This window comes from Rhizobium sp. ERR 1071 (assembly GCF_007828675.1).
In the GTDB taxonomy this organism is placed as follows: domain Bacteria; phylum Pseudomonadota; class Alphaproteobacteria; order Rhizobiales; family Rhizobiaceae; genus Rhizobium; species Rhizobium dioscoreae.
This window is the reverse complement of sequence record NZ_VITM01000010.1, coordinates 111,676-126,353: the sequence shown is the minus strand read 5'-3', so window position 1 is coordinate 126,353 and position 14,678 is coordinate 111,676. Positions and strand designations below refer to the sequence as shown.

Here is a 14,678-nt window from a genome sequence, read left to right as displayed (position 1 = left end):
AGACGTGACGATGATGCCCAGAGGCGAAGGATTGGTTGCGAGTTCGCGCGGAGCCGTGCTGCCGGAAACCAGCCTTTCCGTTCCCTCCTTTCCTTCAGATTTTGATCCGCACGCAACGAGGAATATATGAAACGACATCTAACGCGGACCGTGGCTTCGGGAATCGTGGTCATATTGTTGGCTGGCTGCAGCCAACAGCCGGCAGCACAGAATAGTGGAAGAACTGTGAAATCCGAGGTTAGCGCGATGACATTGCATCCGCAATCGGTCGCGATCACCGCCGATCTACCCGGTCGCATCAGCGCCAATCTCGTCGCCGAGGTTCGGCCGCAAGTCGGCGGCATCATCCGCAGCCGCAATTTCAAGGAAGGAAGCGAGGTCAAGGAAGGCGATGTGCTTTATGAGATCGATCCGTCTTCTTACCAGGCATCCTATGACAGTGCGGTCGCCGCCTTGCAGAAGGCGGAAGGTGCCGTGCCGAATGCCCAGGCCAAATTGGACCGCTATGCGGGCCTGAGTGCGCAGAGCGCCGTCAGCCAGCAGAATTTCGACGATGCGAAGTCAACCCTGGTACAGGCACAGGCCGATGTCGCCTCTGCCAAGGCGGCGCTCGAGACCGCACGGATCAATCTTGATTATACAAAGATCCGTGCGCCGATTTCCGGCCGCGTCGATGCCTCCACCGTGACGGTCGGCGCACTCGTGACTGCCGAACAAACGACCGCGCTGACCACCATTCGCCAGCTCGATCCGATCAATGTCGACGTCACGCAGTCGAGTACGAACCTCCTGCGATTCCGACGTGCCGTGGAGGAGGGGCGCCTGAAGACAAGCGGCGAGAATGTTTCGGTCCGTCTGACCTTGGAGGACGGCACGCAGTATAAGGAAAGCGGCACGCTGGAATTTGCGGAGGCGGCTGTAGCCGAGACCGTCGGAACACTCAATGTCCGCGCCAGCTTCCCCAACCCGGAGCGGGTTCTGCTGCCGGGCATGTATGTGCGCGCCACCATTCAGGAAGGCGTTGCCGAAAGCAGCTTCCTCGTGCCGCAGCGTGCCGTGACCCGCAACACGAAGGGCGAACCGATCGCTTTCTTCGTCAGCGCGGACGGCAAAATCCAGCAGCGCGTGCTGACCGTTCAGCGCAGCATCGGCAACAGCTGGCTCGTCGGCAAAGGAGTAGAGGAGGGAGATCGAGTCGTTGTCGAAGGCATACAGCGCGTGCGTGACGGCCAGGAGGTGAACGTCGCGCTGGTGACAGTCGACGATGCCAGCGGAAATCTTGAACAGGCATCGGCGGCCGGCACAGCCCAAGCCGGTCAGCAGGCCAAGGCCGACGGCGCGGACAAGAGCACCGTCACCGGTTCGACGAATTGAGGGTAAAACATGTCTCGCTTCTTCATTGACCGGCCCGTCTTTGCCTGGGTGATCGCCATCGTCATCATGCTGGCGGGCGCACTTTCGATCCTCACACTGTCGGTCGCGCAATATCCGCAGATCGCGCCGACGACGGTGCGCATCACCGCCACCTATTCCGGCGCCGACGCCGCAACCGTCGAAAACTCGGTGACCAAGGTCATCGAGCAGGGCATGACCGGTATCGACAATCTCGATTACATGGCGTCGACCTCGACGGCGACGGGCCAAGCCTCGATCTCATTGACTTTCACCAACAAGGCCAATCCCGACGTCGCGCAGATGCAGGTGCAGAACAAGCTGCAGCTCGTCACCGCGCAATTGCCGCAAGTCGTCCAGAATACCGGCATCACCGTTTCGAAATCGACCAGCAGCTTCTTCCTCGTTGCGGCGTTTGTGTCGACGGATCGCAAACTTATGCCGACCGACCTAGCCGACTATGTCGACAGTACCCTGAACGATACTTTGAAGCGGGTTCCAGGCGTTGGCGACACCACGCTCTTCGGTGCGCGCTATGCTATGCGCATCTGGGTCGATCCGGACAAGCTCGTCAAATACCAGCTGATGACATCGGACGTCGTCTCCGCCATTCAAGCGCAAAACGTACAGGTCTCGTCCGGTCAACTGGGTGGTCTGCCGCAGCTTGGCGGCCAGCAGCTCAATGCGACGGTCACGGCTGGCAGCCGTTTCCAGACGCCGGAGGAATTCGAGAACATCATCCTCAAGAGCCTGCCTGATGGTTCCATGGTTCGCGTCAACGATGTCGCTACAGTGAAGCTGGGCGCCGATAGCTACGTCACGTCGGGTGTCTATAACGGCATGCCTGCCGCGGGCCTTGGCATCAGCCTGGCGACGGATGCAAATGCGATCGATACGGCGGCCAGGGTCCAGTCGACGATCGATGGTTTGCGCAGCACGTTGCCGCCGAACGTGGAGATCGTCTATCCCTACGATACGACGCCCTTCGTGAAGCTTTCTATCGAGGACGTGGTCAAGACGCTGTTCGAAGCCATCGTGCTCGTCTTCATCGTCATGTTCGTCTTCCTGCAGAACCTGCGCGCCACGCTGATCCCGACGCTCGCCGTCCCTGTCGTCCTGCTCGGCACCTTCGGCGTGCTGGCGATGTTCGGCTATTCCATCAACACATTGACCATGTTCGGCATGGTGCTGGCGATCGGCCTTCTGGTCGACGACGCCATCGTCGTCGTCGAAAATGTCGAGCGCGTGATGGAGGAAGAGGGATTGTCGCCACGCGAGGCGACGATCAAGTCGATGCAGGAAATCACCGGCGCGCTGATCGGCATCGCCACGGTCTTGTCGGCCGTGTTCATCCCGATGGCCTTCTTCTCCGGTTCGGTCGGCGTCATCTACCGGCAGTTCTCGGTGACGATCGTCTCGGCGATGGTGCTCTCCGTCATCGTCGCTCTTATCCTCACGCCAGCTCTTTGCGCCACCATTCTCAAGAAGCCGGCGCATGGGGCACGTGAGCGCGGCCTGTTCGGCTGGTTCAACCGCAATTTCGAGCGGGGAACGAGAGGTTATCAGCGCACCATTCATGGCATGATCCGCCGCGGTGCCGTGTTCCTCGTCATCTTCGTGCTGATCGGCGTCGGTGTCGGTTATTTGTTCAATCGTCTCCCTAGCTCCTTCCTTCCGGAAGAGGATCAGGGACGTCTTCTGACCAGCATTCAGCTGCCCCCCGGTGCGACCGCTGAACGCACCCGTAAAGTGCTCGATCAGGTCATGAATTATTATCTCAACAATGAGAAGGACTATGTCGACGGTGTCTTTGGCAGCGTTGGCTTCAATTTCAGCGGCCAGGGCCAGAACGTTGCCGTCGCCTTCGTGGATCTGAAGGACTTCGATCAGCGCAGGACGCCGCAAGCCTCCGCCCAGGCGATCGCCAGACGCGCGATGGCCGCCTTTGCCAAGATCAAGGACGGCAATGTCTTCGCGCTGGCACCGCCGGCAATCCCCGGTTTCGGCAATAACAGCGGCTTCGATTTCTACATCAAGGATATCAACGGCGCGGGTCACACCGCATTGATCGCCGCCCGCAACCAGTTCTTGGGTGCGGCGTCGGGGAGCGCGAAGCTGAGCGGCACGCGCCCGAACGGACTGGACGATACGCCGCAATATTCGATCCATATCGATCAGGAAAAGGCTCGCGCCTTGAACGTCAATCTGGCGGATATCAATGCGACGTTGTCGACGGCCTGGGGCGGCACCTACGTCAACGACTTCATCGACCGCGGCCGCGTCAAGAGAGTCTATGTGCAGGCCGACAGCAAGTTCCGCATGCAGCCGGAGGATTTCGATCGCTGGTATGTGCGCAATTCCGGCGGCGACATGGTGCCGTTCTCGGCCTTCGCCTCAGGTATCTGGACCTATGGTTCGCCACGCCTGGAGCGCTATAATGGTGCTTCTGCCGTCGAAATCCAGGGTACCGCGGCGCCTGGCGTCTCCTCGGGCGACGCCATGAACGAGATCGACAGGATCATGGCGAGCCTGCCGCCGGGGTTCAGCCACGATTGGACCAGCCTGTCCGCTCAGGAAAAGCTTTCGGGTAACCAGGCAAGCCAGCTCTACGCGATTTCGATCCTGGTCGTCTTCCTGGCGCTCGCCGCCCTTTACGAGAGCTGGTCGATCCCGTTCGCCGTCATGCTGTCGGTCCCGATCGGCATCTTCGGCGCACTGCTGGCCGCAACCATCTTCGGGCAGTCGAACGACGTCTACTTCAAGGTGGGCCTGCTGACAACAATCGGTCTGGCGGCAAAGAACGCCATCCTGATCGTCGAATTCGCCATCGAGCAGCAGAGTAAGGGCAAGAACCTGATCGATGCGACGCTCGAGGCGGCAAGGCAACGTCTGCGACCGATCCTGATGACCTCATTCGCCTTCATCCTCGGCGTGCTGCCGCTGGCGATTGCCAACGGGGCCGGTTCCGGCAGCCAGAACTCGATCGGTATCGGCGTCATGGGCGGTATGATCTCGGCGACCGTGCTCGGCATCTTCTTCATCCCGCTGCTCTTCGTCTCCGTCCGCCGTGTCTTCAAGGGCAAGAGATCGACCGATGCGGAGGGGCAGGAGCCGAACGTTGCCACGGCGACGCCGGATACGCCATAGTCATCATGCATACAGGCCCAGCGTCAAAGCTGGGCCTGCCGTAAAAGATGGCCGTTGGCAATTGACCCGGAGCCACGATTAGTGGCTCGGACTACCTCCATCGGCGATACGCTGCCCATTTTCGTCGAAGAGATGGACGGCGTTATGAGCCGGAGCGATGCGCAAGGTATCGCCTGGCGCGGCCCTGATCCGCTCACGGAACACGCAGGTGACTGTCTGCGTGCCGAGGCGGGCAATCACCATCGTTTCGGATCCCGTCGGTTCGACGACGATTGTCTCCACCTCGATACCGTCTGCCACCAGCTTGATATCCTCGGGGCGAATGCCATAGGTTACGGCAGTCGGCGGATATTGTTCGCTCGGCAGGATAAGCCCGTCGGTGGTGCGGAAACCGGTGTTCGTCATGCTGCCCTTGATGAAATTCATCGCGGGAGAACCGATGAAGCCTGCGACGAAGAGATTGACCGGCCGGTCATAAAGCTCAAGCGGCGATCCGGATTGCTCGATCAGGCCGTCCTTCATGACGACGATCTTGTCGGCCATGGTCATCGCTTCGATCTGATCGTGGGTGACGTATATGGTGGTGGTCTGTAGTCGCTGGTGCATTTCCTTGATTTCGGATCGCATCTGAACGCGAAGCTTCGCATCGAGATTCGATAGAGGCTCGTCGAAGAGGAAGACGGCGGGGTCGCGCACGATCGCGCGGCCCATGGCAACGCGCTGCCTCTGGCCGCCGGAAAGTTGCTTCGGATACCGTTCGAGAAGATTTTCAAGCCCGAGGATTTTCGCGGCATTGCCGACGCGCTGATCGATTTCCGCCTTCGGCATTCGCTTCAGCCGCAAGGAGAAACCCAAGTTCTTCGCGACCGTCATATGCGGATAAAGCGCGTAGTTCTGGAAGACCATCGCGATATCGCGATCCTTCGGCGCGAGGTCGTTGACGATGTGCTTGCCAATCTGGATATCGCCCGAGGTGATCCCCTCCAGGCCGGCGATCATTCTGAGCAGCGTGGATTTTCCGCAGCCCGAGGGGCCGACGAGCACGACGAACTCGCCGTCGCGGATATCGACCGATACGCCCTTGATCGCTTTGAACGCGCCATAATCCTTGCGCGCATTGTTCACTCTGACATGTGCCATTTTCCATCCTCCCGGATAGCTTCAAAGCCCGTTCAAGACCTTTCGGAGATAGGCAAGGCCGAGGCGCTCGCCTTCCTTGCGTTGAGCAAGATCCTTGCCCGGCCAACCGAAAGCCGCATCCTCGTGCTCGATCGAAAGCGTGCCGTCAAAGCCATTGGCGCGCGCCTGACGCAGGAAGCGCGGCCAGTTGAGAAGTCCATGGCCCGGCAACTTGTATTGCCACCACCCCTTGCCATGATAGCCGACCGCCTGCTGAACGGCCGCATCGATCGCGGTATCCTTGGCATGAAGGATGGCGATGCGATCCTTGACCGCATCCATGGCGACATAGGGATCGACGCCGATGCGGATGAGATGGGAAGGGTCGAATTCAAGGCCGAAGCGTTTGTCGGGAATTCGTTTGAAGAGCTCTTGCCAGCCTTTCGGCGTGGTGCCGATGAAATTGTCCTTGGGGCCGGGCCAGTTCTCGATCGCAAAGATCAACCCGCTCGACGTCGTCCTGGCGATCAGCCGGTTGGCGAAGTCGGCGAAATCTTCATAGTTGGCATCCTCGTCGGCGCTGTCGTCGCGACCGGGAAAGATAATGAAGATCGGCACGTCCGCTTCGCCGATCGCGTCGGCGAATTCCTCGGTGATGGTTCGAAGTTCGCCGCGTTTGCCGCGATCGGCATCGAGCTGATTGCCGAAAAAGGCGATCGAGGAGACGAAGAGGTTGCGGTCGCGGGCAAGAGCGACCGCCGCTCGTACCTTGTCCGGCGTCTTGATATGGCCGCGGACATCGATCTCGATCGCATCGAAACCGGCGGAGGCGGCGAAATCCACCACCTCCTCGAAGGGCCTGTCGTTGAATGTCGACGTATAAAAACCGATCCTCATCAAAATCCTCCCTGCGGCCGCGGGGGCCAATTCAATTGTTCAGGCGGTCCATGAATTTGAGTGGTGAACGCGTGCGCTGGACCTCGTCGGCCGAGGCGAGCATGAGGGCTGCCGCCATCGGCATTGCCGCGGCGCCGATCGCGCAGGCGTCCTCTCCGAGCGAGGCACGGTGGATCGATGGCAGCGCCGTATCCTCCATATCGAGGTGCTCGTGGACATAGCGCAGCAGTTCATCGATCATGCGGATGGGCAAGCGGCCGCCCAGGATGATGGCATCGGGATCGACGATCATGCCGATGTGCTTGACCGCGACGGCCAGATGCGCGCTCATCCCCTTCAGCCATTGGGAGGCCAATTTTCTGCCACGGGCATCCAGCGTGAGGAGGTCCGAGGGCACGCTTGCCTTGATGCCGTGTTCGCCCAAGAATTTGTAGAGGAAGAAGAGCGAGAATATTTCGCCGAGAAGCTCGACTTTCTGGCCTCCCCTGTGGCGCGGATCGGCGATTGGCAGCCAGCCGATCTCGCCGCTCAGGCCCATGGCGCCGCGATGGCCGGCGCCGTCGAGCACGAGCCCGCCGCCGGGGCACGCATTGATCGCGATATAGAAGAAGCTACGGCTTTCCGCTCCAAGCCCGTAGTCCAGCTCCGCAAGCGCTCCCGCATTCGTTTCATTCTCGATGAAGACGGGATGCTGCGTCAGGTTCTCCAATGCGGCGCGCACGTCGAATTCCATCCACTCCCCATAATTATCGGGCTTGCCCAGGAAGTCGATCTCGCCGAGCCAGTCCGGCATCGCGAGTCCGATACCCGCCAGATGGGCATCGTCGATCAGGCGGCTGCGCTGGAAATGCGAGATCGCATCGGCGGTCAGCTGCATGAATTCGCCCGGCAGGATGTAGCGCTTTTCGTGGTGGACGCGGGCGCGCACGTTGCCGACGGCATCGACGGCAAGGATCGTCAAATGGTCGCGATCGATGTTGATGCCGATCGCGAAGAAGGCGTCGGGGTTGATCTCAAGCTCGATCGCCGGCTGTCCCCTCAGACCATGGCGCCGCCGGGCTTCTATGATCAGGCCTTCGTCGAGCAGGCGATCGACGATGCGGGCGATCGCCGGCTTGGTGAAGCCGGTCTGCCGGGCGATTTCGGCGCGCGAAATCGGCGCTTGCCGATGGATGCAACGCAGAACGACGCCTCGATTGTGCTCGCCCGCATCCTCGACATTGGCTCCCGTCAGGTCGGGAGACAGTTTGACACCGGTCGGTTGGTTCATCCTCGGGATTCCTTATCAGTCTGGCACGCGCAAACCGGCCTCACCCCTTCACCGAGCCGCTGGTCATGGAGCCAAGGATCAGCCGTTGCAGCGACAGGAATGCCACGATCGCCGGTACGACGGAGATGAGGCAGGCGGCCGCCAGCAGCTGGATGGACGAGTCGGTTTGCATGCCACGGAAATTAAAGATCCCGACGCCGATCGGCATCAAATTGTTTTGCGTGAGCAGCAGAAAAGGCACCAGAAATTGCGACCAGCCGGCAATGACTGTGATGATGAAGACGGAGGCGATGCCCGGTGCCGACAGCGGCAGCACGATCCGCCAGAACACGGAGAAACGGTTGCATCCGTCGATCATCGCGGCTTCGTCGAGGCTGCGCGGAATGCCGTCCACCGTGCTCTTCAGAAGCCATGTCGCGAGCGGCACGCCGAGCGCGATATAGACCATCGTCACGGCGAAATGCGTATCGAGCAGGCCAAGGCGGTTCATATAGCGATAGAGCGGCACCATGATGACCAGCGGCGAGATCATCTGAAAGAGCAGAAGCCCCATCATCGACAGGCCCTTGCCCCGGAACTGGAAGCGCGAGAAGGCGTAGGCCGCGGGCATGGCGACGATCAGAACGCCGAAGCCGCTCAGAGCCGCGAGCTTCAAGCCGTTCCAGAGATAGAGCGGGAAGTAGCTGTTATTAAGCACGGTGATGAAATTGTCGATCGTTGGGTTGTGCGGGATATAGCGCGCCACGCCGCGATAGATTTCGCGTTTGTCGCGCAGCGCCATCGACAGCAGGTAGGTGAGGGGGCCGGCGAAGAAGACGAACATCGCCAGCATGAAGAGATAGCTCAGAAAATCGCCGAAGCGCGTGCCGGTGCGCCTGCTCATCGTTCATCCTCCTTCGGCAGGAACGATGCATAGATGACGGCTAGCCCGAGGCTGATGATGAGCATCAGCACGGAAAGCACGCTGCCCCCGGACAGGTCATAATTGCGGAAGACGATATTGAAGACATAGAGCGATATGACTTCGGTGGCGCGGCCAGGGCCGCCGCCCGTCAGCGTGATGATCGCGTCGAAAGTGTTCAGCGTCATGATGGTAATAAGGATCATGTTGACGAGGATGGCCGCGCGCAGCTGCGGGATGGTGATGAAGAAGAACTGCTGCGGGCCCGTCGCGCCATCCACTTCCGCCGCTTCGTAGAGCGAGGGATCGATTGCCTTCAACGCGGCATACATGACGACCATCGAGAAGGCCGTTCCGCGCCAGATGTTCGAGATCAGGGCTGACCAGGGCGCGATGGCGGGATCGGAAAGCCAGGCGACCGTCGGCAGGTGCATGAGCCGTAAGATGCTGTTCAGCGCGCCGTAGGGTGCTTCCGAAAATAGCATCTGCCAGATGATGCCGCCGGCGATGCCGGGCACGACCCAGGCGATGAGCGCCGTGGTTCTGAGTATCGTCGTGCCGAACAGACCGCGCTTTTCGCCGCGAACGACAACGACGGCGACGGCAAGGCCGAGGATCTGCTGGCCGATGACGCTGCCGCCGACGAAGACGAGGGTCGCCCAGAGAATGTCGGGCAGCTGCGGCGAACTCAGCATGTTCGCGATAGAAGCGAGCGTATAATCCTGATTGTCGCCGATCAGCGTCGCATTGGTGAAGGACAGACGGAACACGTCGATGACCGGATAGAGATAGAAGATGCCGATGACGATGATCACGGGCATGATCCAGGGTAGCGGCGCCCCGGCGAAACGGCGCATGAACGATCTGCTGTGCGGCCGGCTGGCAGCCTCGATGGCGATTGGGGTCATTGGGCTTCTCTGTCCGGGTTTGACACTGTCGGCAACGCCCGCGCGGGCGTTGCCGCGATCACAATCGTTAGAGACGCTTGTAAGCCTCCATCGTCGCCTTGAATGCCGCGTTAAGGGCTTCTTCCGGCTGCTTGGTTCCCGACAGGACGTCGCCCATCATGATCTGGATCTGGTTGGAGATCTCCGGATAGATCGGCGCGCCCGGACGGGCCTGGCCGTTGGCGAGCGCGTCGGCGAAGGTCTTGTTGGCTTCGGTCGCGAAAACCTCATATTTGTCGAAGAGCGATTTGCGCGTCGGCAATTGCTGCTGAAGCGCGTTGCCCGGCCCCATATAGATGTCGCGCGCGAGGTTGGCGCACATCTCGACCTTGTCTTTATCCTTGCTGAAGGAGGCGATCGTCCAGCCGCCCGTGCCGGTCGAGCGCTTATCTGCCGTCGGGCCGGGGATCGGAGAGAAGGTCCAGTTGGCGAATTCGTCCGGATCCAGCGTTGCCTTCAACTGGGCGAGCTGCCAATTGCCGCCGATGAAAAGCGCGGTCGTTCCGGCAGCCGCGGCCGCGTTCAGATCATCATAGTTGCCGATCGTCGTCACCCGTTTGGGCGCGGCACCGGAATCGACGAGATCCTTGTAATAGGTCAGCGCCTTGAGGAACTTCTCCTTGTTTTCACCCTCACCGAAAACCGGCTTGCCGGTATCGTCGACGAGCTTGCCGCCGAGCGCCCAGTAATTGGCGAGCCAGTCGAAGGTCGAACCCTCATAGCGGGCGGCGTTGAAGAGGATGCCCTCCATGCCTTCCTTGACGGAGGCGATACCGGCCTTCTTCAGGTCGTCCCAGGTCTGTGGTGCATCGGGGACAATGGACTTGTTGCGGTAGAGGACGCGAAGGTCGGTATCCCACCACCAGGCACGGATCGTCTGATCCTTGTCGGTGATGCCGTTGCGGATGAAGGGGAAGAGATCCGCGACTTCGTCCTTCGAGAAATAGGGGGTGAAGTCGGCGAGCACATGGTTGACCATGAATTGCGAGAGGACGAAGGAATCGACGGCGGCGCAATCCGGAGCATTGCCAGCCTTTGCCTGTTCGAGCATTTTTGCCTGCTCCGTGCCGATATCGGCTGACATGAACTGCATCTGCAGCTTCCAGTCGGGATGCTTCTTGATGAAGTCGATGAAGAGTTTCCGATAGCCCTCGGCGATCGCCGGATCGGCATTGTTCGGACTATCGTTCGTGAGCCGGACAGTGAGTGTTTTCGGCGCGTCGGCAAGGCCTATCCTGTCCTTTGTCGCCAGTTCTTGGGCAAATGCGGCAGGCACTGAAAACAACATCGTGCTCAGCGCTAGCGCGCTGACGAACGCTCTCTTCATGATGGGTCTCCTCCCCATTTTGAACGGATACAACATGGTGGCCAGTTGACCGCTCCTCATTTCCATGCTGCATTAATTAGATTAAGTTACTTTGGTTTGATGTCAAGTCGCAGCTCGGGAGGATTGAGATGCTGGTGACATTCGACAGCAGCTAGCGGCCTCAGGCCGCATTTCCCGATCTCGAAACAGTCGAGCCATCGCGGATATCCGCGGTGGGCAGTGAGGTTTTTCCCCGGCTATGAAAATAGCCAAACCTGACATCTATGGAGGATCAGATGCGCCTACTCATTCTCGGCACTGGCGGAATGGCCAACAAACATGCGGCAAGTTTCAAGGAGATCGAAGGCGTCAGCGTCGTGGGCGGCGTTGACGTCGTTCCCGAGCGGCTGGCTGCCTTTTGCTCGGAACACGCCATCCCCAATCGTTTCGGCTCGCTTGAGGAAGCGCTCGCCTGGGGCGAGTTCGATGCCGTCGCCAACGTAACGCCTGACGCTGTTCACCACCCGACGACGCTGCAGGCGATTGCTGCCGGCAAGCATGTCTTCTGCGAAAAGCCTCTTGCGACAGACGCGACCAAGGCGATGGAAATGACCGAGGCTATCGAGAAAGCCGGCAAGGTGGGCATGGTGAATTTCACCTATCGCAATTCGCCTGCCTTGCAGAAGGGCCGGCAGATGGTGCTCGCCGGCGAGATCGGCGAGGTGAGGCATGTCGAAGCCTCTCATCTGCAGAGTTGGCTCGTTGGCCGGCATTGGGGAGATTGGAAATCGGAGAGCAAGTGGCTGTGGCGCCTCAGCAGGAAGCATGGCTCGAACGGCGCGCTCGGCGACATCGGCATCCATATCGTCGACTTCGCGTCCTATGGGTCCGGACTTGACGTCGCTCATGTTTTCGCGCGGCTGAAGACCTTCAGCAAGGCGCCGGGCGACAAGATCGGCGAATATGATCTCGATGCGAATGACAGCTTCACGATGAATGTCGACTTCACGACCGGAGCGATCGGCACGATTCAGGCGACGCGCACCGCCGCCGGGCAGATGGACCAACTGCGCTTGAGAGTTTACGGCGAGACCGGTTCGATCGAGATGATCTACGACACAGGAAAATCGACGCTCCGCGCCTGTCTCGGCGAAGACGTTCACACGGCGACCTGGCGTGATATCCACTTTGATGACGTTGAGACGAACTACCAGCGCTTCGTTCAGGCCGTCAGAATGGGTAAGACCCAGGAACCCTCCTTCCGCCGCGCGGCAAACATACAGAAGGTCCTGGACAAGGCACTTGCCTCGGACATCAGCCATAAAGACGAGGCGCTTGCCTGAATCCAGAAGCGAGATTCAGCCGGAGACCGGCGGCAGAAGAGTGTTGAGGAAAGGCAGGAGTGCCGCCCCCAGCGCCACGCCGCCACCGCTGAAACTTGCCGGCTTCATCGGCGAAATCCAGGGCGTCAGGAATGGCCGTTTCGACGTGTCGCGGCGCTCGACGGAAAGCTGATGGATCAGTGCCTCGATAACGTCGCGCGGCAGGTCGCCGCCGATCATGATCACGCTCGGCGCGATGAAGCCGGCAATCGCGATGATCGGGTCGAGCAGATGGCTTGCCGCCTCGCGTATCCACTGCGTTATCAGTGGGGAATATGGCTCCTCGCCCGCCAGAAGGCGCCGGAATTCGTCCTCGCCCAACAATCCGTGCAGCGCATCGAAGCCCACGACCGTATTCAGGCGGATATTGTCGGGGCCGGTGCGCATGTCGCCGATATTGCCCGCGCGCCCATGAACGCCCGAATAGGGAACGCCACGAACGAGGAACCCGGCCTGGACATCCTCATCGATGATGATCATCGCGAGCCCGCCTTTCGGTGCCGGTGTGCCGATCGTGCGCTCGGCGAGCAGGCTTGCCGTGCATTCGTTCTCGACATGGCTGCGCGGAAATTTCAATGCGGCATCCAGCTGCTCGCTTTCTTCCGGGCTCCAGTCATTCGAGCCGATACCCAGGCCGATGATCGGCAAGTCGGCATGATGGCCGATCATGTCCTCGATCGCCGAAAGGATCGATGCGACCCTCGTTGCCCGGGCGAGGGGAAAATAAACGCGGTCGTGAACCTGGCCGCTCAGATCGACGAGAACCGCTTCGCCTCGATTTTGACGGGCACGAACGCCGATCGAGAAGGCTCCTTCTGGCCGCAGGGCAAATTCGGTGGAGGTCGCCCCACCGCCCGCGCCATTGCGCCGATGCGATGTCACCAACCCTTCATCGCCAAGCCGGCGCAGAATGTTGGTGATTCCCGGCCCGGTCAGTCCGGAATGTTTTCCGAGCTCCATGCGGGTCAAAGGGCCGTGGCGGCGGATCGCCTCCAGGATGACGCGAATATTTCTGTCGGCGATTTCTCCCGACCGCAGACCGAGTGTCTTGCCCCGCGTAACGTCCGTCTCCTCCGGCTGGCGCCACCGTGGCCCGGATCGAAGATACCGCATGACCGATTTCCTTGCGTACCTTGCCGCTGGTATATCGCGGACAAATGACAATGCCCCTGACTATTTTCCAACCGGTCCGTACAAATTCTTGATTTTATTAGGGCCGCAACCGCCCTTGTTTCAAGTGACTTTCGGAATGCAAGCATCCCTAAAAAGAGTCATGAGGTTCGTGGTTCGACCCCGGCGGCCGCTATTTTTCGTGCGCGTAAAATCGCATCCACTGCGATTAGCGTCAACAAAACCGCAGCCAATAGGAGAAGGTGGCCACCGATGGCTCGGTAGGCGAACACTCCCAGGACGCCGCCGAGAAGAAACGAGACGATCGTGTAAAGATGCAATTGTAGTTTGCTCAGATTGCGCCGCGCCTCCGGAGCCTGCTCACGTCCTCGCAAGGCGTCCAGGGCAATGGCTAGCTCTATGCCCAGATCCGTGGCCATGCCGGAAACATGCGTGGTGCGAACCCTGGCGTCCGAGATGCGGGTGACGACCGCGTTCTGGAGCCCCATCAGGAATGCAAGCCCGAGAACGAGAACCGGCGTGCGCCAAGCAGCGAGAAGCCATAGATCCGCGCAGCCGAGCGCGGCAAGCAAGATGGCCTCGGTCAAAATACTATAAGCATAGATCGCATGTACGTTGCGCCGCTGTCCCGCGTTGACAATCAGCGTCGAAGTCGCGGCCCCGAGGATGAAGGCGATGACAATCCCGCCGTAAAGCAGGCTCGACAGCCACTGTCCCACGGCAAGATGATCGGACAGGGTCGATACATTTCCCGTCATGTTGGCTGAGAAGAAGCCGACAGCGTAGAAGGCGGACGCATTCAATGCGCCCGCAATTGCCGCAAGGGACGCAGCCAGATGGCGGTCAATTTTCTCGTTGCGATGGGTGCCTTGTCTTACAAGCATGGAAGCCACTGTTGGCGGTTGCGGATTGAAGGCATCGAAAGTCTTTGCTCCTTTCTGGATTTCAGGCCGACATCTTTCCAAACCGGACTGGGAACCATCATGCCTCCTTGCCTCCGGGTATTGCGGGATCGGGTATGACGATTCCACGCGGGCCAACATATCCGAAACGATGACGATTTACCCTACTACTCGACGCAGCGCTCTCACAAGCGGGCTTTTGGCTTTGCGTGAAGATGCCACATGGACCAAGCCGCCACATCCTCGCCTCAGTGTGGCTGCTCTCATCGGCGGCATTGGATTGC

The 14,678-nt window shown here is 60.0% G+C and carries 11 protein-coding genes; 3 read left to right on the top strand and 8 right to left on the bottom strand.

What is annotated here, in order from left to right:
- Positions 1-126 precede the first annotated feature (126 nt).
- Together FBZ99_RS26465 and FBZ99_RS26460 are read left to right on the top strand one after the other, a co-directional pair.
- Positions 127-1,374, top strand: a complete 1,248-nt coding sequence (locus tag FBZ99_RS26465; RefSeq protein WP_145635753.1) for an efflux RND transporter periplasmic adaptor subunit — start codon at positions 127-129, stop codon at positions 1,372-1,374.
- A gap of 9 nt (positions 1,375-1,383) precedes the next feature.
- On the top strand, positions 1,384-4,539 hold the full coding sequence (locus FBZ99_RS26460; protein ID WP_145635751.1) for an efflux RND transporter permease subunit: 3,156 nt from the start codon (positions 1,384-1,386) through the stop codon (positions 4,537-4,539).
- A gap of 78 nt (positions 4,540-4,617) precedes the next feature.
- Here the strand turns inward: FBZ99_RS26460 and FBZ99_RS26455 are convergent, their stop codons facing one another.
- The 6 genes from FBZ99_RS26455 to FBZ99_RS26430 form a co-directional block, all read right to left on the bottom strand.
- Positions 4,618-5,679, bottom strand: a complete 1,062-nt coding sequence (locus FBZ99_RS26455) for an ABC transporter ATP-binding protein (protein ID WP_145635749.1) — start codon at positions 5,677-5,679, stop codon at positions 4,618-4,620.
- Positions 5,680-5,700: 21 nt separating this feature from the next.
- Positions 5,701-6,555 (bottom strand): sugar phosphate isomerase/epimerase family protein, encoded by an 855-nt coding sequence (locus FBZ99_RS26450; RefSeq protein WP_113388554.1) that lies wholly within the window; start codon positions 6,553-6,555, stop codon positions 5,701-5,703.
- A gap of 31 nt (positions 6,556-6,586) precedes the next feature.
- Complete coding sequence (locus tag FBZ99_RS26445; protein ID WP_113352975.1) at positions 6,587-7,825, bottom strand: ROK family transcriptional regulator; 1,239 nt, start codon at positions 7,823-7,825, stop codon at positions 6,587-6,589.
- 40 nt (positions 7,826-7,865) lie between these two features.
- On the bottom strand, positions 7,866-8,708 hold the full coding sequence (locus tag FBZ99_RS26440; protein WP_092716672.1) for a carbohydrate ABC transporter permease: 843 nt from the start codon (positions 8,706-8,708) through the stop codon (positions 7,866-7,868).
- Positions 8,705-9,634, bottom strand: coding sequence for a carbohydrate ABC transporter permease (locus FBZ99_RS26435; protein ID WP_145635747.1), 930 nt, complete (start codon positions 9,632-9,634; stop codon positions 8,705-8,707). The genes FBZ99_RS26440 and FBZ99_RS26435 overlap by 4 nt, the downstream gene beginning before the upstream one ends.
- Positions 9,635-9,701: 67 nt before the next feature.
- Positions 9,702-11,000, bottom strand: a complete 1,299-nt coding sequence (locus FBZ99_RS26430) for an extracellular solute-binding protein (protein ID WP_113331620.1) — start codon at positions 10,998-11,000, stop codon at positions 9,702-9,704.
- 275 nt (positions 11,001-11,275) lie between these two features.
- Here FBZ99_RS26430 and FBZ99_RS26425 point away from each other — a divergent pair, with 275 nt between their 5' ends.
- Positions 11,276-12,322: a Gfo/Idh/MocA family protein gene (locus FBZ99_RS26425; protein WP_069614400.1), complete on the top strand. Its 1,047-nt coding sequence runs from the start codon at positions 11,276-11,278 to the stop codon at positions 12,320-12,322.
- 15 nt (positions 12,323-12,337) lie between these two features.
- On the opposite strand, the gene FBZ99_RS26420 is transcribed toward FBZ99_RS26425, so the two are convergent.
- Both FBZ99_RS26420 and FBZ99_RS26415 read right to left on the bottom strand, forming a co-directional pair.
- Positions 12,338-13,474 carry an ROK family transcriptional regulator gene (locus FBZ99_RS26420; protein WP_145635745.1) on the bottom strand — a complete coding sequence of 379 codons (1,137 nt, stop codon included), beginning with the start codon at positions 13,472-13,474 and terminating at the stop codon, positions 12,338-12,340.
- A 158-nt stretch (positions 13,475-13,632) separates the two neighbouring features.
- Entirely contained in the window at positions 13,633-14,376 is a 744-nt protein-coding gene (locus FBZ99_RS26415; RefSeq protein WP_113388676.1) for a YoaK family protein, read from the bottom strand.
- Positions 14,377-14,678: the final 302 nt, after the last annotated feature.